The following is a 20993-nucleotide window of genomic DNA, read 5'->3' on the forward strand; positions in this document are numbered from 1 at the left end:
TGAAAAGAAATGGAGGGCAGTTGCCTTTATGCAGGAAATAAACAATACACAATATTTTAAAGTACAGAAAGACCAGGTAATAGAAGTTAAAGATGTTATAGCAAGAGTATATGAAGCTCTTACAGAAAAGGGGTACAACCCTGTAAACCAGATAGTCGGTTATGTCATGAGTGGAGATCCGACATATATCACAAGCCACAAGGGTGCCAGAAGTCTTATCAGGCGTGTAGAGAGAGATGAGATAATCGAGCTTTTGCTGGAGGACTATATAAACAACAACTTTAAGTAAAGTTGTTGTTATTAGAAGTTTCTGCGAAACTTCGTTAAGTATAAGTGCATATAACAGGCACAAGATATTAAAAAGTTTCTGCGAAACTTCGTTAAGTATAAGTGCATATAACAGGTACAAGATATTAAAAAGTTTCTGCGAAACTTCGTTAGGTATAAGTGCATATAACAGGCACAAGATATTAAAAAGTTTCTGCGAAACTTCGTTAGGTATAAGTGCATATAACAGGTACAAGATATTAAAAAGTTTCTGCGAAACTTCGTTAAGTATAAGTGCATATAACAGGTACAAGATATTAAAAAGTTTCTGCGAAACTTCGTTAGGTATAAGTGCATATAACAGGCACAAGATATTAAAAAGTTTCTGCGAAACTTCGTTAGGTATAAGTGCATATAACAGGTACAAGATATTAAAAAGTTTCTGCAAAACTTCGTAAAACAGATAATGAGTGCGAATTTATAAAATTGAATATATAGAAAGATTGAATGGGTGAATTTATGAGAATAATGGGTCTTGATTATGGTGCAAAGACGGTTGGTGTTGCGATAAGTGATGAGATGCTTCTTACGGCACAGCCTATCGAAACGATACGGCGCGAGCGACCTGCTAAACTCAGACAGACTCTTGCAAGAATCGAAAGCCTTATGAAAGATTATGATATTGATAAGGTTGTTATCGGTCTGCCTAAAAAACTCAATAATGAGGAGGGTGACCGCTGCGAAAAGACGAGAGAGTTTGGCGAGATGGTGGAGAGAAGAAGTGGTCTTGAGGTTATCTATCAGGATGAGAGGCTTACGACCGTTCAGGCTGACAATGTACTTGCTGAGGGAGGGGTTCGTAAAGAGAACAGAAAGCAGTATATTGACAAGATGGCGGCATCATTGATCTTACAGAGTTATTTAGACGGTTTAGAACGGAATTAATGAAAGGATACAATTAAATATGGAAGAAAACAAGGAAAGCAAAGTTGTTTATTTTACAACAGATGAGGGAGAGGAAGTTCCTTTTTTTGTGGTAGAAGAAACTAAGATAGCAGGTGAAAATTATCTTCTTGTAACGGACAGTGAGGAAGATGAGGCGGATGCATATATATTTAGAGAAGTTTCTGAGAACGAAAACGACAGTTTTTACGAGATGGTCGAAGATGAAGAAAAAATAAATGCACTTTCAAAGGTTTTTGCGGAATTATTAGATGATGTGGACTTTGAAGGTTAGTACAGAAAGGCAGGGAAAAAGATTGAATAGTAATAATAAAAATCCGGAGACAGAAAATTCTCAAAATGAGAATATTGAAGTTGAAGAAAAAGTTGTCAAAAGACCGGGAAGACCAAGAAGAAAGACAACTAATGATAAACCGGCAGCAGTAAAAAGAACACAGACAAGGGGAGCAAAGAAAAAAGAAGATGCACCACTTGGCAAAGGTCTTAAGATAATACCGCTTGGCGGACTTGAACAGATCGGAATGAATATCACGGCATTTGAGTATGATGACAGCATAGTTGTAGTAGACTGCGGGTTATCATTTCCGGAAGATGAAATGCTTGGTATAGACCTTGTTATACCGGATATAACATATCTTAAAGAAAATATAGATAAAGTTAAAGGTTTTGTGATAACACACGGACACGAGGATCATATAGGTGCACTTCCCTATGTGCTTAAAGAGATAAATGTACCTGTATATGCGACAAAGCTGACTATGGGACTTATCGAAAACAAGTTAAAGGAGCATGTTCTTCCAAAACCGGTTAAGAGAAAAGTTGTAAAGTACGGTCAGTCGATAAATCTCGGATGTTTCAGAATAGAATTTATCAGAACGAACCACAGTATATCAGATGCAGCAGCACTTGCGATATTCTCACCGGCAGGAATAGTAGTTCACACCGGAGACTTTAAGGTAGATTATACTCCTGTAAACGGAGAAACTATAGATCTTCAGAGATTTGCGGAACTTGGTAAAAAAGGTGTACTCGCACTTATGTGTGACAGTACAAATGTAATGAAGCCGGGTTACACAATGTCGGAGAGGACAGTGGGAAAGACATTTGATAATATTTTTGCAGACAATGAAAAGCACAGGATTATAGTAGCGACATTTGCTTCAAATGTTGACAGAGTACAGCAGATAATAAATTCAGCCGAAAAATACGGAAGAAAAGTTGTCGTTGAGGGACGAAGTATGGTAAATGTTATCTCAACAGCGGCAGAGCTCGGCTATCTTGATGTTCCTAAAAATATAATTATAGAAATGGAGCAGATGAAGAATTATCCGCCGGAAAAACTTGTACTTATAACAACAGGAAGTCAGGGTGAGGCTATGGCGGCTCTTTCAAGAATGGCAGCAAATCTTCACCGTAAAGTCAGCATAGAGCCGGGAGATACTGTTATATTCAGTTCACGACCAATTCCGGGAAATGAAAAAAATGTATCAAAGGTTATAAACGAACTCGCACAGAAAGGTGCAAAAGTAATCGTACAGGATACTCATGTATCGGGTCATGCTTCGCAGGAGGAGATAAAACTTATATATTCTCTTACAAGACCTAAGTATGCTATTCCGGTTCACGGTGAATATCAGCATCTTAAAGCTCATGCAGAGCTTGCACAGGGGATGGGCATACCAAAGGAAAATACAATAGTTTTATCTTCAGGTGATGTTCTTGAACTCACACAGGAGAGAGCAACACTCATCGGTAAAGTACAGGCACAGGGAATCATGGTTGACGGACTCGGTGTAGGTGATGTTGGAAATATCGTTTTACGAGACAGACAGCATCTTTCAGAAAATGGTCTTATCATTATCGTGCTTACACTTGAAAAATATACAAACCAGCTTCTTGCAGGACCAGATATTGTTTCAAGAGGATTTGTCTATGTAAGGGAGTCAGAGTATCTTATGGATGAAGCAAAGAGTATCGTTTATGCGGCACTTGAGAGATGCCTTGACAATAAGGTTTCAGACTGGAGCAAGATAAAGACCGAGATAAAAGACAGTCTTAGTGATTATCTCTGGAAGAAGATGAAGCGTAATCCAATGATATTACCTATAATCATGGAAGTTGAGTAGATTTTTGTATTGCCCGCATCATAGGTGCGAACGGTAACATTTTTATTGTAGCCTGATTTTAGAGCTGTGGGGAGGAAAAGGTTTTATGAGAGAGATTGAGGATGCTTTAAACACATTGATAGATACTATAAAGTCAACAAAAGAATATAATCAGTATCAGACACTTTTAAATAAAGTAAAAAATGAGCCGGAATTATATGGCAGAATATGTGATTATAGAAGACAGAGCCTCGCCCTGCAGCTTTCGGATAATGAAAATTTTATTCAGGAAAATAATGAGCTGCAGAAACGTTTTTCAGATCTGCTAAATATAGGGCTTTCAAATGAATATTTTGCAGCAGAACATCAATATTGCATGATGATAAGAGAAATTCAGGAGCGTTATCTCGAACAGATAAATATCGAGACTGGTTTTTTGGAGGGATAGGTATGGAAAAAAACAAAAAATCAGATCAGGCATTGAAGCTTTTATGCAGAGGTTTACTGTTTCTTGTAAATATACTTGTATTTTTGTTTATAATTTTTATACTTTTTCACGCCTGCAGGGCATTTTACAATCTTGGTTATGAGATATATGGGCCTGTTGTGGTGGAGGAAGCACCGGGGACGGATAAAGAGTTTTCCGTGTCAAAAGGTGAATCTATGCATAAAGTTGCGGACACTCTTTATAATAAAGGACTCATAGTAAATAAATATTCATTTTATGCTAGAACAAGATTGATGGACAAGGATGAGATTAAGTTAAAACCTGGAATTTATACATTAAATACGAGCATGGGATATGAGGAGATACTTGACATTCTTACTCAAAGTGAATAAAAAGAGAGGAAAAGATTTTGATCATCGATGAAAGATTATCGACATATATTGATTCAATATCATGGGACATACCAAAATATTTAAAGGAAGTTGAAAAAGCGGCATTAGCTGATGAAGTGCCTATAATAAGGCGTTCGATGCAGTCACTTATATCATTCCTTTTAGAAATGAAAAAACCGAATGCCGTGCTTGAGATAGGTACCGCAGTCGGTTTTTCAAGTATGTTTATGAGTGAATATGTGCCGGAAGATACAATTATAGATACGATAGAAAAAGTTCCGATAAGGATTAAATGTGCTAAAGAAAATTTTGAGAGATACGGGAAGAATGACAGGATAACTTTGTATGAGGGAGATGCGGTTGATGTTCTTAAAAAGCTTGCCGCTGAGGGAAGAAAATATGATTTTATTTTTATGGATGCAGCTAAGGGGCAGTATCTTAATTTCCTTGAACCGGTTCTTGATATGCTTACTGATGATGGACTTTTAGTGACAGACAATGTACTTCAGGATGGAGATATAATACAGTCAAGATATGCCATCACAAAGCGTGACAGGACGATACACGGCAGGATGAGAGAGTATCTTTATTTTCTGACACATTCGGAAAGGTTTAAGACGGTAGTATTGCCTGTTGGTGATGGGGCGGCTTTGTCACAGGTAATCCGGGCGGACAGAAAAAAAGAATAAGACATGGAAACTGGCAAAATGATGCAGGGATAAAAATAATCTTTGGCATCAGTTGAGAAAAAATTAAACATCATAAGAGTTAAAGAAAGGAAAAGCTATAAATTTTAGCAGGGAAAATATATGTTAGCAAATGGAAAACCGGAGCTGCTTGTACCTGCAAGCAGTCTTGATGTTTTAAAGGTTGCCGTTATGTATGGTGCAGATGCAGTATATATCGGCGGAGAAATGTATGGATTAAGGGCAAAGGCAAAGAATTTTTCAAACGAGGATATAAAAGCCGGAATAGAATTTGCACACAAGTACGGAAAAAGAGTATTTATAACGGCAAATATCACGGCACACAACAGAGATCTTGAGGGTGTCAGAAAATATTTTGAGGAATTAAAAGAGATAAAACCTGATGCACTTATAATTTCAGACCCTGGTGTGTTTACCATAGCAAAGGAAGTATGTCCTGAGATTGAAATTCACATAAGCACACAGGCAAATAATGTAAATTATGCCGATTATCTTTTCTGGCAGAGATTAGGTGCAAAGAGAGTTGTTTCGGCGAGAGAGCTTTCCGTAAAAGAGATTAAGGAGATAAGAGCAAATATTCCTGATGACTTAGAAATAGAAACATTTGTTCATGGTGCAATGTGTATCTCATATTCGGGAAGATGTCTTTTGAGCAATTATTTTACGGGCAGGGATGCAAATCTCGGAGCCTGCACACACCCTTGCAGATGGAAATATCATATTGTTGAGGAGAGCAGACCGGGTGAGTATCTCCCTATCGAAGAAAATGAGAGAGGAACATATATCTTTAATTCAAAAGACCTCTGCATGATAGAACATATTCCTGACCTTGTAGATGCGGGTATCGACAGTTTCAAGATAGAGGGACGAATGAAAACAGCATTATATGTTGCAGATGTTGCAAGAACATATCGTCAGGCGATTGACGATTATTTTGAGTCACCAAAGCTTTATGAGTCAAAGAAAGAATATTATATGGAAGAAATCTCAAAATGTACTTACAGACAGTTCACAACAGGATTTTTCTATGGACCTACTACTCATGAGACTCAGATATATGACAATAACACATATGTAAGGGGGTATGTATTTTTAGGAATAATAAGGGATATTGATAAAGAAGGATATGCACTTATTGAACAGAAAAATAAATTCTGTGTTGGTGATGAGATAGAGATAATGAAGCCATCGGGTGAAAATGTGATGGTAAAAGTGCTCGACATGAAAAATGAAAAAGGTGAGAAAGTCGAGAGTTGCCCTCATCCGGGAGAACTTGTTAGGATACTTCTGAGCGAGAAACCGGAGATGATGAACCTTATTCGAGTTAAAGAAGAGAGCAAATAAATTTAATATAAAATATTTTGAATTATTAATGTAGTATGGCAGGCTGTATTAGGTGTAAGATAATATTTGGAATAGTGTCTGCGCACACTTGACACAAATTTGATAGGCACAAAAAAGCATGTGCAGAAATGAGGAGTTGAATGACAGTACAGGAAAAATATTTAAAGATTGTTGACGAAGTAATAGAAAAAGGACCTTATAAGCCTGACTGGGTTTCCTTGTCTGAATATGAAGCACCAAAGTGGTTCAGGGATGCAAAGTTTGGAATTTTTATCCACTGGGGACTCTTCAGTGTTCCTGCCTTCAACAATGAATGGTATTCAAGAAATATGTATATTCAGGATATGGAGGAGTGGAAACACCACAGAGAAACTTTCGGCGAGCATACAAAGTTTGGATATAAGGACTTTATACCAATGTTTACTGCACCAAAGTTTGACCCTAAAGAGTGGGTTAAATTGTTCAAAAAAGCAGGGGCAAAATATATTATGCCTGTTGCCGAGCACCACGACGGATTTCAGATGTATGACAGTGAGATAAGTGAGTGGACAAGCGTAAAAAAGGCTATGAGAAGGGATGTCTTAGGAGAACTTAAAGAGGCAATACAGGATGAGGGACTTGTTTTCTGCGAGTCAAATCATCGAGTTGAGCACGCTTTCTTTATGGGACATGGCTGCGAGTTTGAGAGTGATATAAAACAGCCTATGAAACTAGGTGACTTTTACTGGCCGGCAATGCCTGAACCTGACAATCAGGATCTTTTCAGTCCTGCACCTCCAAAGGAATTTCTTGAGGACTGGCTTGCAAGAAACTGTGAGCTTGTTGAAAAATACAAGCCGTCAATGGTCTATTTTGACTGGTGGATACAACATGATTCAGTAAAAGAGTATTTAAAGAAATTTGCCGCATATTATTATAATCGTGCAGAGGAATGGAACATGAAAGTAGGTATTTCATACAAGCATGATGCAATGATGCTGGGAACGGGAATACTTGATATGGAGAGAGGTCACTTTTCAGAAGCAAAGCCATTCTACTGGCAGGCTGACACATCAATGGCATTTAATTCGTGGTGTTATACTGAGCAGAACAGATTTAAGAAATCAAGTGATATTTTGCAGGATCTTGTTGATATTGTCAGCAAGAATGGCTGCCTCTTACTCAATGTAGGACCGAAAGCAGATGGAACCATCTGTGATGAAGAAATAAAGATAATGGAAGAAATCGGAGAGTGGATGGATGTAAACGGTGAAGCAATATATGGAACTCATCCGTGGAGAGTGCAGGAGGAGGGCAGTACCGAGGTAGTAGAGGGAATGTTCTCGGAGGAGGGCAGAAAAGACTTTACATCTGAGGATATAAGATTTACCTGTAAGGCGGACTGCATCTACATAATACCTATGAAGCAGAATGGAGAGGACATAATCGTAAAGAGCATGGGAGAAAACAGCAAAGACTTCCACGGTATCATTGAAGAATTTACCGCACTCGGTTATGATGAGCAGCCTGAGTTTATCAGGGAAGATGACAGAATGATAATAAAAGCCCCATTTGTAAAGAGTGATAAGCCGGTTGTCTATAGAATGAGACTTAAATAGTTTTGAAACTGATTATATGTTGTGTTATTTGTTATATCTGCACAGTTTAATAAAAGATAAAGAGAGTTTCGCAAATATTTAATAATATTAAAAAGGAACTGTCGCATCATCAGCGGCAGCTCCTTTTTTAATGTCTCATTATAATCTTGTCAAAAAATCAAAAATATTAAAATAAATTTTGTTTATCTATAAAAATAAGAATGGATCCATGCTTCGATTATAATAAATGTAAAGATGAATTAGCCAATCTTTACAACATTTGAAGCCTGTGGTCCTTTTTCGCCGTTTACTACGTCAAATTCCACTTCTTCACCTTCGTCAAGAACTTTGAAACCATCCATCTGAAGTGCTGAGTAATGTACAAATACATCCTTGCCTGTCTCATCTGAAATGAAACCAAAACCCTTTTTTGCGTTAAACCACTTAACTGTACCCTTCATTGTACTGCCTCCTAAAACTTTAAAAAATATTTGTGTCATGCCGTGGGCGGCACGACTTGGGCTGTCAGAGGATTTATATACCCGCCGACACATTAAATCTATCATATAAAATGATTAGTGTCAACGCATTTTTACACTGTAATGCTTTATTTTACCGCAAAAACGGCATCTGTTGTTCACGCATTGCCGGATATTTTATCTGCAAGTTCTTCAAGATATATCCAGCGGTCCATTTTGTGTTCAAGCTCTTTTTGCAAGTCCTCTTTTTTGGCTGATAATTCGCCGAGTTTGACAAAATCATTTGCAGCTTTTAACATTTCATTGTCAGTATCTTCAATCTGCTGTTCAAGTGTTGCAATATCGCTTTCTATTGTTTCAAATTCCTTTTCTTCTTTATAAGACATTTTAAGTTTTTTTGTCTGACCGTCTTTCCAGTTATCTTTTGTCACTTTAGGTTTGTCTGTTTCCTCTGCTGTATCGTCATCAGGTGAATTTTTCTCAGATGAAGAAATGCCTGCATCAGTTACATCAAGTTTATGTGTTGTGTGATTGAGATAATCTGTGTAACCGCCCTCATACTGCTTTATCGTGCCGTTTTCAAAGCAGAATATCCTTGAAACGACCCTGTCAAGGAAATAGCGGTCATGCGAGACCGTGATTACGATTCCCTCAAAAGAATCGAGATAATCTTCAAGTCGTGTGAGAGTAGCTATATCAAGGTCGTTAGTAGGCTCGTCGAGTATAAGTATATTAGGTGCTTCCATAAGTATTCTAAGAAGATATAACCGTCTTTTTTCACCGCCTGACAGTTTGCCGATAATGGAATACTGCTGGTCGGGCGGGAATAAGAATCTTTCGAGCATTACGGATGCTGATACAGTGCCGTCTTTTGTATGTATCACTTCGCCGCCCTCTCTTACATAGTCAATAACTCTTAAAGACTCGTCCATCGCTTCATTTTCCTGCGAGAAATAGCCTATTTTTACGGTCTGACCGATGGTGACGATACCGGAATCAGGAGTGACATTTCCGGTGATGATGTTCATAAGTGTTGATTTGCCGCAGCCATTTGGACCGATGATACCTACACGGTCATTTCTTAAAAAGAAATATGTAAAATCGGAAATTACAGGGATGTTGTCATATGATTTTGAGATATGTTCAAGTTCTATCGTTGTCTTTCCAAGTCTTGACGAAGCTGAACTTATCTCTATGGTGCTGTCAGTGGCAGGGGCTTTCATGTCACGAAGATTTTCATATCTCTGTATGTGAGCTTTCTGTTTTGTGGAACGCGCTCTTGCACCACGCATCATCCATGCAATCTCGGTTTTTAACAGACTTTGTCTTTTTCTCTCGGTTGCATTTGCGATTTCTTCTCTCTGTGCCTTTCGCTCAAGAAATCCAAGATAATTACATTCGTAGCTGTAGAGTTTTCCTTTGTCTATCTCAACGATGCGGTTTACAACAGTATCAAGAAAATATCTGTCATGTGTTATCATAATGAGTGCACCGCGGTATTTTTTCAGATAATCCTCAAGCCATTCGTTCATTGCACTGTCAAGGTGGTTTGTTGGCTCATCAAGAATAAGTATATCAGCCGGTGTGAGAAGTGTTCTGATAAGAGCAATTCTTTTGCGCTGGCCTCCGGAGAGTTCCTCTATCGGCTGGGTATGATTTTTAAAACCGAGTTTGTTCATCATATTTTTTGCCTGTGGTTCGTAATTTGCCGGAGAATCAGCTATATCCTTTTTTAGCGGAAGTGCTGCTTCAAGAGCAGTTATTTTGTTTGCAAATTCAGGTTTCTGTGAAAGGTAGCCTATTCTTAAGTTTCGCCCCATCGTTATCTTTCCGCTGTCAGGCTCAACAATTCCGGCGAGTATTTTAAGCAGAGTTGATTTGCCTGTTCCGTTGATTCCTATAATACCGACTTTTTCGTTTTCTCCCAGACTAAATGAAGTATCATCGAGTAAAAGCCTTTCGGTATATGAATGTGTGAGATGTTCTGCCGTAATAAGATTCATAAAATCCTCATTTCCGTGTACTGAGTGATTATTGTTTATGTTTTTGGTTAAAGACAGCCGCAAATTTTTTAGAAAAGCCGTCACAAAACAATAATCGGTAATGCACACTTGTTAATAGTTTATAAATGTATGTCCTTTGTTATTGCAAAGCAACTTTTAATAAGTTATAATTATAATAGGTATGGATAAGTAAAGCAACAACTATTTGTTATTGTCAGCACTGCGGGTGCAAAAGAAAACCATTATTTTGGGAGGCAGTAAGTTATGGATGAAAAGGGTATTGTGTATGAGCACACAATAAATTATTATGAGACTGACAGAATGGGGATAGTACATCATTCTAATTATATACGCTTTTTTGAAGAAGCGAGAATAGATTATCTAAAGAAAATAGGACTTGATTATAAAAAAGTCGAGGATATGGGACTTATAATGCCTGTGCTTGGAGTAGAGTGTAAATATATTAAACCGCTTCATTTTGGAGATAAAGCAATTATAAGCTCAAGACTTGTAAAATATAATGGTATGAAATTAAGTGTGGAGTACAATATTACAAATGAGGCTGGGGAGCTTGTCACAACGGGAAAAAGTGAGCATTGTCTGCTTGATGTGGATATGAAACCAGTCAATATAAAAAGAAATTATCCTGATATATATAAAAGATTAAAAGAAGAGGTTGATTTATAAAGATTGCTTAATATTAGATTAAGTGCTGCCATTTGTGCTATAGCATGACCGGCAGAAATTAAGTTTTAGAGAAATGAGGGCATACAAAGATGAAGAAAAAACTGATGACGATATTGATCACAAGTATAGTTATGCTTGCAGGTATGGGGATATTCGTATGGAAGATGAGTGACATATCAAACGGACTTAGTGGCGAAGATAAGGCAAAGATAAAAGAAGAAAAAGACCTGCTCGCCAATCAGCATGGAAAGGCAATAGATGATGCAAAGCAGCTTGATATAAACAATCTTTATCTGTCCGGACGACATAAAAATGTGGTTACGATAAATTATAAATCAATTAAAGATGTTTATAATCAGAGCAATTCAGCAAGGGCTGAGGAGAATATCACAAATATCAAAAAGAAAGCAAAAGATTATACGCCTGAAGATGCACTGTGGGCATATAATCCTTATGGAACAAATTATTGTTCTATGTATGTGTACTTTAAGACAGATGGAAGATGTTATTGTAAATATACGATTTCCGTTAAAGACCGCAAAATTCCTGATTTTACGAGAACACTTATAGCAGACGGCAGCGGCAATGTATCAACAGAGCATGAATATCAGCTTATAGGTCTTGTTCCGGGAATGAGAAATTACATAACATTAAAGCTGTACAACAGAAAAGACCAGTTATCAAAAAGTATAGTATATGCGGTAGATATACCTAAGAGTGCTACACAGGCGAAAACAAGAATTTCAACATATGATGGAAGAAGCAGACAGGAAATAAGCAATGGTCTTTATACGGTATTTGGTAATGGAAGGACGACAGCACAAAAATCAGTAAAGATTGTTACAAAAAAAGTTACAAAGAATGGCAAAAAAGTAACAAAGCGTGTCAAAAAGACAGTTACAAAGAAAGTCAGAAAAAATGTTATTGCAATGTATGACAACTCAGGAGTTTTAAGGAGTGAGATGCCGCTTGAAGCTAATGTGGCAAAAAATATGCAGATAATATATGACAATATTGTTTATCCGTGTTCAGCAAATAAATTTACAAGGATAAATGATCTCGGTCAGGTTACAAGAATTTATCAGGTAAACGGATATAAGCAGGATGGAGAGTTTGCTTATGACGGTTATGGAAATATATATTTTATAGCTAGTGCACTCGGAAAAAAGACTTCAAGAAACAGCAGGATAATGAGCCTTGAGCTTGAGACGGGAAAAGTAAGTCTTGCACTTGATTTTGATAATTTTCTTTCAGAGATGTATAAAAAATCCGGTAAAAAGGCAAACTGGATAGATATAAATTCAGTTCAGGTCTGCGGAACGAACAAACTTATTATAAGTTCAAAGTCGCTGTCAAGTATATTTAAGGTCAGCAATGTGGGAAGTCTGCTTCCAAAGCTTGATTACATTATTGCCGATAAAGATATATGGGCAAAATGTAAAAATCTTAAGAAAAAAGTGCTTAAGAAATATTCTAAAGATGATGCAGATGAGTCGGCAACTGCTGATCCTTCAGCGACAGACGATACTGACAGTATAGAGTCTATTTTAAATCAGGGAAAGAAAAAGCCTGATCCGTTTAGATCACAGTATGGACAAAATGCACTTACCAGCAATTCGTCAGGCACTCTGATAACAATGTTGAACAATAATGCAGGAAAATATGCAAAGAAATCAAATGGTAAGTCATATTATTACCAGTTTAAGGTAAATGAATCTGCAAAAAATTATCGTGTTTCGGAAAAAAAGGCTTTTGAAAAAACATCAAATAATGGCAATATAATAAAAGGAGACAACAGTTATATATATTGCTGCAGTGATAAAGGAAAGTTTATTGAAACTGATTCGGCAGGAAAGCTGATAAAAGGCTTTAAGACAGGTGGCAGACCTTACAGGGTATATAAGAATGACTGGAAAAACTTCTGGTTTTATTGATGTTTTCTGTAAAATATATGTTAAAGGTTATAAGCCGGCTGAGGTAGAGAATACGGCAGATTAAAATTTTGTTAAATGAATTTAATCATATCGTTGACCTTAGGTAGTAAAAGTTGTATAATCACATTGATAAACTCGTTTAGAGTTTTATATAATAATTTAAAAAAAAATAAACAACAATATTTTAAGGAGGAAATAAGAGTATGAAATTTTTCGTAGACACAGCAAAGATTGAGGACATTAAGAAAGCAAATGATATGGGAGTTATCTGTGGTGTGACAACAAATCCGTCACTTATCGCAAAAGAAGGTGGAAGGAGCCAGGAAGAAGTTTTAAAAGAAATCGCGGAAATCGTAGACGGACCTATCAGCGGAGAGGTTAAAGCTACAACAGTAGATGCAGAGGGAATGATTAAAGAAGGAAGAGAAATTGCCAAACTTCACAAGAACATGATCGTTAAGATTCCTATGACAGTTGAAGGTCTTAAGGCAACAAAAGTTCTTTCAAGTGAGGGAATTAAATGTAATGTAACACTTATCTTCTCAGCAAACCAGGCACTTCTTGCAGCAAGAGCAGGTGCAGCTTATGTTTCACCATTCCTCGGCCGTCTTGATGATATTTCAACACCTGGTATCGATCTTATCCAGAGCATTGCAGATATTTTTGCAAACTATCCTGAGATTAAGACAGAGATAATTGCAGCAAGCGTTCGTAACCCTATCCATGTAACAGACTGTGCACTTGCAGGTGCAGACATTGCAACAGTTCCTTACAGTGTAATCGAACAGATGACAAAGCATCCTCTTACAGATCAGGGTATTGAAAAATTCCAGAAGGACTACATAGCTGTTTTTGGTAAATAGTAAGCTGAGAATACCGGAAATGACAGCATAGCTGTCTTTGGTGAGTAAAGCGTGAAAATAAATTTTCATGCACAAGATTTGTGCTTTACACAAACTTGAAAGTGCCGTAATAACAGATTGAGTATGGCATATAAAAATAATTTTGAGAGAAAGGAAGATATCATGGATATTTTAGCATTAAAGAAGACTGCAAATGAAGTCCGCAAGGGCATTGTCACAGCAGTACACAGCGCAAAATCAGGACATCCGGGTGGATCTTTATCTGCAGCAGACCTCTTAACATATTTATATTTTGAGGAGATGAATATCGACCCTAAAGATCCTAAGAAAGCAGACAGAGATCGTTTCGTTTTATCAAAAGGTCATATCGCACCAGGTTTATATTCAACACTTGCACAGAGAGGATTTTTCCCGGTTGAAGATTTAAAGACACTCCGTCATGTAGGTTCATATCTTCAGGGTCATCCTGACATGAAGCATATTCCGGGCGTTGATATGTCAAGCGGTTCACTCGGACAGGGTATATCAGCAGCAGTTGGTATGGCTCTTTCAGCAAAGCTTGATGATGCATCATACAGAGTATATACACTTCTTGGTGATGGTGAGATTCAGGAAGGACAGGTCTGGGAGGCTTCTATGTTTGCCGGAGCAAGAAAACTTGACAATCTTTGTGTTATTGTTGATAATAACGGACTTCAGATTGACGGAAAGATTGAGGATGTTTGTTCACCATATCCTATTACAGACAAGTTTAAGGCATTTAATTTCAATGTCATTGAGATTGATGCACACGATTTTGAACAGATTGCAGATGCATTTAAGAAAGCAAGAGAAACTAAAGGAATGCCTACGGCTATCATTATGAAGAGTGTGAAAGGTAAAGGTGTATCTTTCATGGAGAACAATGTAAGCTGGCATGGTACAGCTCCAAATGATGAGCAGTATGCACAGGCAATGGCTGACCTTGAAAAAATCGGTGAGGGCTTGAAATAAGCAGATAGGAGGAAAAAATGGCAGAAGTAAAGAAAATTGCTACAAGAGAAAGCTATGGTAATGCTTTGACAGAGCTTGCAGAGCAGTATCCAAATCTTGTTGTACTTGATGCTGACTTAGCAGCAGCAACAAAGACAGGTATCTTCAAGAAAGCTTATCCTGAAAGACATATAGATTGTGGTATTGCTGAGTGTAACATGATGGGTATTGCGGCAGGACTTGCAACAACAGGAAAAATCCCATTTGTAAGTTCATTTGCAATGTTTGCAGCAGGACGTGCTTTTGAGCAGGTTCGCAACTCAGTAGGATATCCGAAACTCAATGTAAAGATTGGTGCAACTCATGCAGGAATTTCAGTAGGTGAAGACGGTGCGACACATCAGTGTTGTGAAGACCTTGCACTTATGCGTACAATTCCGGGAATGGTAGTTATGAATCCATCAGATGATGTTGAAGCAAAAGCAGCAGTAAAGGCAGCACTTGACCATGAGGGTCCGGTATATATCCGTTTCGGAAGACTTGCCGTACCTGTAATAAACGACAGACCTGATTACAAATTTGAACTTGGAAAAGGTGTTGTTCTCCGCGAAGGAAAAGATGTAACACTTGTTGCAACAGGACTTGAGGTTTCTGAGACAATTGCGGCAGCAGAAAAACTTGCAGCAGATGGAATTGATGCGAAAGTTATCAATATTCATACTATCAAACCTCTCGATGAGGAACTCATAGTTGCGGCTGCTAAGGAGACAGGAAAAGTTGTTACTATTGAGGAACACTCTGTTATTGGTGGACTTGGAAGTGCAGTATGTGATTGTCTCAGTGCAAAAGCACCAACTAAGGTTCTTAAGATTGGTGTAAATGATACTTACGGCGAGTCTGGTCCTGCAGTAGAACTTATCAAGAAATACGGTCTTGACAGTGAAGGTATCTACGCAAAAGTTAAAGAATTTATGGCTTAATATAATTGGTGTACGGGCTCAATGATACATTAAGTACATTTATGTTTACAGTCTAAAAATATATTTACAAGTAAATATATACACTCTCAAAGTGAATACCCTAAAGGTTGTTATTTATTCAATGGTTTGACAGTGACTGCCAGACTTGTGTAAATGAGTAAATTTTGTATTAAACCCGAAAAAGTATTGCTTTGGGAGTGTTTTTTTGAGGGATAAATGACTCGTTTTGAGGAGATACCGAGAGTACATATAATAAGAAAAGAGGATAAAAATGAAATCAAAAACAACAAAGAAACTAGCTATGGCAGGTGTTTTTACGGCTCTTGCGGTGGTGGGAAGTATGCTTAGTGTGCCTGTTGCATCAAGTAAGTGTGCACCTGTTCAGCACATGATAAATATTTTGTCGGCGGTTCTTTTAGGACCCGGTTACAGTGTTGGTATTGCTTTTGTGGCAAGTTTGCTCAGAAATATCTTAGGGCTTGGAAGTTTTCTTGCATTTCCGGGAAGTATGGTCGGTGCTTTATGCTGTGGTCTTGTCTATAAATTTTCAAAAAAGGTGCTTCCTACCTGTGTTGCCGAGGCATTTGGAACAGGTGTGCTTGGTGGAATAGCGGCTTATCCGGTGGCAAAATATGCGATGGGACTTCAGGATATAGGAATGTTTGTGTATGTTGTTCCGTTTCTTATATCAACTGTAGCAGGAAGTATTCTTGCATTTGTACTTGTGACTGCACTTAAAAAGAGTGGAGTGACGGAGTTTTTTGAGTAGATGTGATGAACATATTGTATAAAAATAAGGAAGTTTATTATGATGATAGATGAAAAGTCTAAAGACTCAGATAATGAAAAAAATAAATTTGGTGAAAAGTTTAAGAAAGATGAGGCGAAGAATGATACTACAAAAAGTGGCAGTATCAAAAGTGGTGTCATAAAGAGCAAACGAGCCCTGGAAAATATAGTAAATGAAAATATCGGGTATATAAAAAGCACAGCTCCAAATGTGCACTGCCTTACAAATGTTGTGACTATGCAGGATGTTGCAAATATGCTGCTTGCAGCAGGTGGAAGTGCGATAATGGCACAGGACATAAAGGAAATGGAGGAGATAACGCAGATTACATCGGCAACGCTTTTAAATATGGGAGTGCCGTCTGATGAAAAGATAGCGGCATATATTGCGGCAGGAAAATGTGCAAATAAACTCGGACATCCGGTGATATTTGACCCTGTCGGAGTCGGTGCAAGTAATTATAGAAAAAAATGTGCAAATGACATACTTGCAAATGTGTACCCTGACATAATAAGATGTAACCATGAAGAGGCAAAGGTTTTGCTTGAATTTAAAAACTTTGGCAGAGAAGCAAAGAATTTATTTGATTTTGAAAAACTTAACATAGAAGAAGCAGATTTTAGCAATAAAGAAAGATTAAAGAGTGATTTTTCTGAAAATAAAATAGGATTGTCAGAAGATAAAGAAAATATAAAAATCAAATCAAACGGAGTTGAGAGTAGTATAAAACTGTCGGAGGAGGAACAGGAAAGAGCAGCAATGGCTCTTGCCGGTAAATATAATACGGTTGCTTTTATAAGTGGAAATATTGACATTATCTCCGATGGTGAAAATGTGTTAAAAATAGATGGTGGGGACAGCAGGATGAGAAAAGTCAGCGGAACGGGATGTATGCTGTCTGCTCTCTGTGCATTGTTTGCAGCGGGGGCATATTTGTCTCATGTATCTGCGGCGGGCGATAGGAGCAAAATCCAATTTGCAGAAACAGCGGACAATAAAACAGAAACTGGAATAAATGGAAGTAAATATGACAGAAAACATGGATTAAGTCAGAAGTATTTTTATACGGCATACTCAGCAGGAAAAGTCTGGAAAGAAACAGCAAAGAATACCGGTGTTTCGACCGATATAAAAAGTGTAGGGAAAGGTACTATAGGCACATATCACAGTTTGTTATTTAATGAACTGGAAGGAATAATCGGAAAGGGGATATAATATTGAAGAAAATAGGTATAGTAATATGTAATTTTAATAAAGTTGACAAGGTGCTTGAATGTATTCAGTGTATCCTTGAAAATAAATTTACTGATTATGATCTGTATGTGGTTGACAATGCGTCAACAGATGGTGCACCAGAGGCTATTAAGGAAAAATACGGTGATAAGGTAAGACTTATTGTAAATAAAGAAAATCTTGGTGGTTCGGGTGGATTTAATACAGGACTTCGTGCGGCATACAAAGAGGGATATGAATATCTTATGTGTGTTGACAATGATGCGATGCTCGATGAAAATGCAATAGGAAATTTATATGAATTTCTTGAGGAGCATGACGAAGTGGGTATGGCGGCATCAAAGATATATCATCTTGAAGCACCTGATTATATTCAGCAGTTCGGACAGACGATAGATTTTGAATATTTCTGTACTGATGTACCTCATCTTGATATGTATGAGGATGGCTCCATGCCTGATTATCTTTATGTAGACAGTGTAGCTGCCTGCTCGCTTATGATAAGAAGAAGCACGATAGATAAGATTGGATTTATGCCTGAAGAAAATTTTCTTTACTGGGATGATACGGAGTGGTGTTATCTTTGCAATAAGTCAGGAATGAAAGTGGCATCTGTAGGAACATCAAAAGCACTTCATGCAATGGGGGCAAAGAAGGAAACGGTAAACACATTTCCTACATATTATGCGTGGAGAAACTGGATAAATTTCTTTGTAAAGTACACAACTGAAAAAGACCTTGACAGAATGACAGACACATTTTTAAATTCAATGTTCCAGATAGTATATGAGGGACTTCACAATGGCGAATACAACCGGGCAAAAACGGTAATGCTTGCATACGATGATGCCATTCATGGAATTACCGGAAAAGCAGGTGAAAACAGAATATTTGAACTTGATTTCAATGAGAAGCTGTTCAGGGAACTTTTTGAAAGTGCAGACAGTTTTTATATAAATGAAAATGAACATTCCGTAATGGCAGAGAGAGTAAGAATTCTTGCAAAGAATTTTGGATATGACATAAAGTGGTGCGAAAAAGCGGCGGCCGGTGTAAAAGAGATAGTCATATGTGATAATATATTTGATATAGACGACCTTTCAGGAGAAAAGATTTACATAGATATAAATGACTGCATATTGAGAACGGAAGATGATATGCTTGATGTGATAAATTATAATTACAGTAAGCGCAGTTTTGTATTTGCCAATAAGCCGGTGTTTATGCAGAAAGTCAGGGAGCTGAGAAAACAGGATGCATGATTATAGGTGGATGTAATATTTTAACATCAAAATTGTGGGCGGAATTATTTCAGGTGTATATATTTTTGTATTAAGATAATATATAGAGAAATATAAGAAATGAGAGATTGTGTATCATAAAAACAAATGGGTTTGAGTGGGGAGAATTTTAATAATTTTACAGTTTTAATAAAAGCTGCCTGTTAAAATTAAAACAAGCAGCTTTTTAATTTGCAACATAAAGTGTATTTTATTTATTGAGTATAGATGATTTTACATTATATCTCAAATTTATGCTTGTGCAACAGTGGGACTTTCACACATTTTCAAAAATCTTTCATGAATTTTCGTACTCTCATCAAGTTCAGGATGGAATGAGATGGCAATTTGATTTTTATATTCAACTCCTACGATATTGTCATTGACAACAGCCGTTACATCGACTTCCGGTTTTGCCTCGGCAACATAAGGTGCGCGTATAAAAGTCATCGGGATTTCACCAAGTCCCTCATAATCACTTTCCGTATAAAAACTTCCGAGCTGCCTGCCGTAAGCATTTCTTTTAACTGTGATAGGAAGTGTTGAGAGGTGTTTAGTGTCATCATCTTCAATATCCTTAGCAAGAAGAATCATACCGGCACAAGTGGCGAGAACGGGAAGACCATCCTCAATCTGTTCTTTTATATTCTCAAACATATCCAGCTCTCTTAAAAGTTTTCCCTGAACCGTACTCTCACCGCCGGGAAGAATGATACCGTCAAGTTTGGTATCAAGGTCAGATTTCTGACGAAGCTCCGTATAATCAACACCAAGTTTATCAAGTACCTTTTCATGCTCAATAAAAGCACCCTGTAAAGCTAAGACTCCAATATTCATAGCCGTATCCCTCTTTTCTGATTTTCAAATTTATTTAGTGAAAAAATTTGCGTATATGATTTTTTCTCCTTATTTACCTCTTTCAGCCATAAGAAGTGCAATTTCCTGTTCATTGATACCGACCATTGCTTCTCCTAAGTTCTCTGAAAGTTCTGCTATAAGTTTTGCATCTGTATAGTTTGTTACTGCCTTTACGATAGCAGCGGCTCTTTTTGCAGGATTTCCTGATTTGAATATACCGGAACCTACGAATACACCTTCAGCACCAAGCTGCATCATAAGTGCTGCATCAGCAGGAGTAGCAACGCCGCCGGCTGCGAAGTTTACAACAGGAAGTTTACCGTTCTCGTGAACATACTCTACAAGTTCATAAGGTACCTGATACTGTTTTGCCGCTTCAAAAAGTTCATCTTCTCTAAGGCTTGTGAGCTTTCGTATTGCACTGTTCATCATACGCATATGTCTTACAGCCTGAACAATGTCACCTGTTCCCGGTTCACCTTTTGTTCTAATCATAGATGCACCTTCGTTGATTCTTCTGAGTGCCTCGCCGAGGTCTTTTGCTCCACATACGAAAGGAACTTTGAAATCTCTCTTGTTGATATGGTAAACATCATCGGCTGGCGATAATACTTCGCTTTCATCTATGTAATCAATCTCAATGGCTTCAAGTACCTGGGCTTCTGCAAAGTGACCGATACGGCATTTTGCCATTACAGGGATTGAAACTGCTTCCTGAATACCTTTTATCATTTTTGGGTCACTCATTCTTGAAACACCACCGGCCGCTCTTATGTCAGCAGGGATTCTCTCAAGTGCCATAACAGCACAAGCACCGGCTTCCTGTGCAATCTTTGCCTGCTCAGGAGTAGTTACATCCATGATAACTCCGCCTTTTAACATCTGTGCAAGTTCTTTATTAAGTTCATATCTTTTATTCATCGTTTTTCCTCCAAAATTCGTAAATGTTTATTTTAAATTTGTATGAAAATGTAATAAATGGAAAGCTGAACTGTTACGCATAGTTTTGAATCACTATGTAATATTCTTTACATTCAGCATACACAAGATTATAATAGTATCTGGATATAAAAAAATCGTCAAAATAAACATATTCAAAAAGGTCAGTTTG

The 20993-nt window shown here is 37.5% G+C and carries 21 protein-coding genes; 17 read left to right on the forward strand and 4 right to left on the reverse strand.

Annotation, left to right across the window (positions count from 1 at the left end; all coding sequences use genetic code 11):
- Positions 1–28 precede the first annotated feature (28 nt).
- The 9 genes from DW721_RS01580 to DW721_RS01620 all read left to right on the forward strand — a co-directional run bounded on the left by DW721_RS01580 (position 29) and on the right by DW721_RS01620 (position 7824).
- Entirely contained in the window at positions 29–289 is a 261-nt protein-coding gene (locus DW721_RS01580) for an IreB family regulatory phosphoprotein (RefSeq protein ID WP_022014735.1), read from the forward strand.
- Positions 290–774: 485 nt separating this feature from the next.
- On the forward strand, positions 775–1212 hold the full coding sequence (gene ruvX, locus DW721_RS01585; RefSeq protein ID WP_022014736.1) for a Holliday junction resolvase RuvX: 438 nt from the start codon (positions 775–777) through the stop codon (positions 1210–1212).
- Between the two features lie 19 nt (positions 1213–1231).
- On the forward strand, positions 1232–1504 hold the full coding sequence (locus tag DW721_RS01590; RefSeq protein WP_118498148.1) for a DUF1292 domain-containing protein: 273 nt from the start codon (positions 1232–1234) through the stop codon (positions 1502–1504).
- A 214-nt stretch (positions 1505–1718) separates the two neighbouring features.
- Entirely contained in the window at positions 1719–3356 is a 1638-nt protein-coding gene (locus DW721_RS01595; RefSeq protein WP_055945594.1) for a ribonuclease J, read from the forward strand.
- An 85-nt stretch (positions 3357–3441) separates the two neighbouring features.
- Positions 3442–3783 carry a YlbF family regulator gene (locus DW721_RS01600; RefSeq protein WP_118744577.1) on the forward strand — a complete coding sequence of 114 codons (342 nt, stop codon included), beginning with the start codon at positions 3442–3444 and terminating at the stop codon, positions 3781–3783.
- A gap of 2 nt (positions 3784–3785) precedes the next feature.
- Positions 3786–4175, forward strand: a complete 390-nt coding sequence (locus DW721_RS01605; RefSeq protein WP_118744578.1) for an endolytic transglycosylase MltG — start codon at positions 3786–3788, stop codon at positions 4173–4175.
- Positions 4176–4192: 17 nt separating this feature from the next.
- A complete protein-coding gene (locus DW721_RS01610; protein WP_022014741.1) occupies positions 4193–4864 on the forward strand; it encodes an O-methyltransferase in 672 nt (223 codons plus the stop codon).
- A 120-nt stretch (positions 4865–4984) separates the two neighbouring features.
- Positions 4985–6226 carry a U32 family peptidase gene (locus DW721_RS01615; protein ID WP_118744579.1) on the forward strand — a complete coding sequence of 414 codons (1242 nt, stop codon included), beginning with the start codon at positions 4985–4987 and terminating at the stop codon, positions 6224–6226.
- A gap of 140 nt (positions 6227–6366) precedes the next feature.
- Positions 6367–7824, forward strand: coding sequence for an alpha-L-fucosidase (locus DW721_RS01620; protein WP_118744580.1), 1458 nt, complete (start codon positions 6367–6369; stop codon positions 7822–7824).
- A 239-nt stretch (positions 7825–8063) separates the two neighbouring features.
- Here DW721_RS01620 and DW721_RS01625 read toward each other — a convergent pair whose 3' ends face one another.
- Together DW721_RS01625 and DW721_RS01630 are read right to left on the reverse strand one after the other, a co-directional pair.
- Positions 8064–8264, reverse strand: coding sequence for a cold shock domain-containing protein (locus DW721_RS01625; RefSeq protein WP_022014744.1), 201 nt, complete (start codon positions 8262–8264; stop codon positions 8064–8066).
- A 176-nt stretch (positions 8265–8440) separates the two neighbouring features.
- Complete coding sequence (locus tag DW721_RS01630) at positions 8441–10285, reverse strand: ABC-F family ATP-binding cassette domain-containing protein (protein WP_118744581.1); 1845 nt, start codon at positions 10283–10285, stop codon at positions 8441–8443.
- 264 nt (positions 10286–10549) lie between these two features.
- On the opposite strand from DW721_RS01630, the gene DW721_RS01635 reads away from it, so the two are divergent.
- From DW721_RS01635 to DW721_RS01670, 8 genes are all read left to right on the forward strand, one after another.
- Positions 10550–10972: a thioesterase family protein gene (locus DW721_RS01635; RefSeq protein WP_118744582.1), complete on the forward strand. Its 423-nt coding sequence runs from the start codon at positions 10550–10552 to the stop codon at positions 10970–10972.
- 89 nt (positions 10973–11061) lie between these two features.
- On the forward strand, positions 11062–12906 hold the full coding sequence (locus DW721_RS01640) for an aryl-sulfate sulfotransferase (RefSeq protein WP_118744583.1): 1845 nt from the start codon (positions 11062–11064) through the stop codon (positions 12904–12906).
- 203 nt (positions 12907–13109) lie between these two features.
- On the forward strand, positions 13110–13769 hold the full coding sequence (gene fsa, locus DW721_RS01645) for a fructose-6-phosphate aldolase (RefSeq protein ID WP_118744584.1): 660 nt from the start codon (positions 13110–13112) through the stop codon (positions 13767–13769).
- A gap of 162 nt (positions 13770–13931) precedes the next feature.
- Positions 13932–14762 carry a transketolase gene (locus tag DW721_RS01650; protein ID WP_022014749.1) on the forward strand — a complete coding sequence of 277 codons (831 nt, stop codon included), beginning with the start codon at positions 13932–13934 and terminating at the stop codon, positions 14760–14762.
- Positions 14763–14779: 17 nt separating this feature from the next.
- Positions 14780–15721 carry a transketolase family protein gene (locus DW721_RS01655; RefSeq protein WP_118744585.1) on the forward strand — a complete coding sequence of 314 codons (942 nt, stop codon included), beginning with the start codon at positions 14780–14782 and terminating at the stop codon, positions 15719–15721.
- Positions 15722–15992: 271 nt separating this feature from the next.
- Positions 15993–16490: an energy coupling factor transporter S component ThiW gene (thiW, locus tag DW721_RS01660; protein ID WP_055943964.1), complete on the forward strand. Its 498-nt coding sequence runs from the start codon at positions 15993–15995 to the stop codon at positions 16488–16490.
- A 39-nt stretch (positions 16491–16529) separates the two neighbouring features.
- Positions 16530–17726 carry a hydroxyethylthiazole kinase gene (locus DW721_RS15965; protein WP_182436166.1) on the forward strand — a complete coding sequence of 399 codons (1197 nt, stop codon included), beginning with the start codon at positions 16530–16532 and terminating at the stop codon, positions 17724–17726.
- A gap of 2 nt (positions 17727–17728) precedes the next feature.
- Complete coding sequence (locus DW721_RS01670; RefSeq protein WP_182436167.1) at positions 17729–19006, forward strand: glycosyltransferase family 2 protein; 1278 nt, start codon at positions 17729–17731, stop codon at positions 19004–19006.
- Positions 19007–19276: 270 nt separating this feature from the next.
- Here the strand turns inward: DW721_RS01670 and pdxT are convergent, their stop codons facing one another.
- Together pdxT and pdxS are read right to left on the reverse strand one after the other, a co-directional pair.
- The gene (pdxT, locus tag DW721_RS01675; RefSeq protein ID WP_118744587.1) at positions 19277–19861 is read right to left on the reverse strand and encodes a pyridoxal 5'-phosphate synthase glutaminase subunit PdxT; all 585 of its coding nucleotides are present in this window, start codon (positions 19859–19861) and stop codon (positions 19277–19279) included.
- A gap of 69 nt (positions 19862–19930) precedes the next feature.
- Positions 19931–20803: a pyridoxal 5'-phosphate synthase lyase subunit PdxS gene (gene pdxS, locus DW721_RS01680; protein WP_118744588.1), complete on the reverse strand. Its 873-nt coding sequence runs from the start codon at positions 20801–20803 to the stop codon at positions 19931–19933.
- Positions 20804–20993: the final 190 nt, after the last annotated feature.

The sequence above is a fragment of the Clostridium sp. AM27-31LB genome (assembly GCF_003480745.1).
Taxonomy (GTDB): domain Bacteria; phylum Bacillota; class Clostridia; order Lachnospirales; family Lachnospiraceae; genus Butyribacter; species Butyribacter intestini.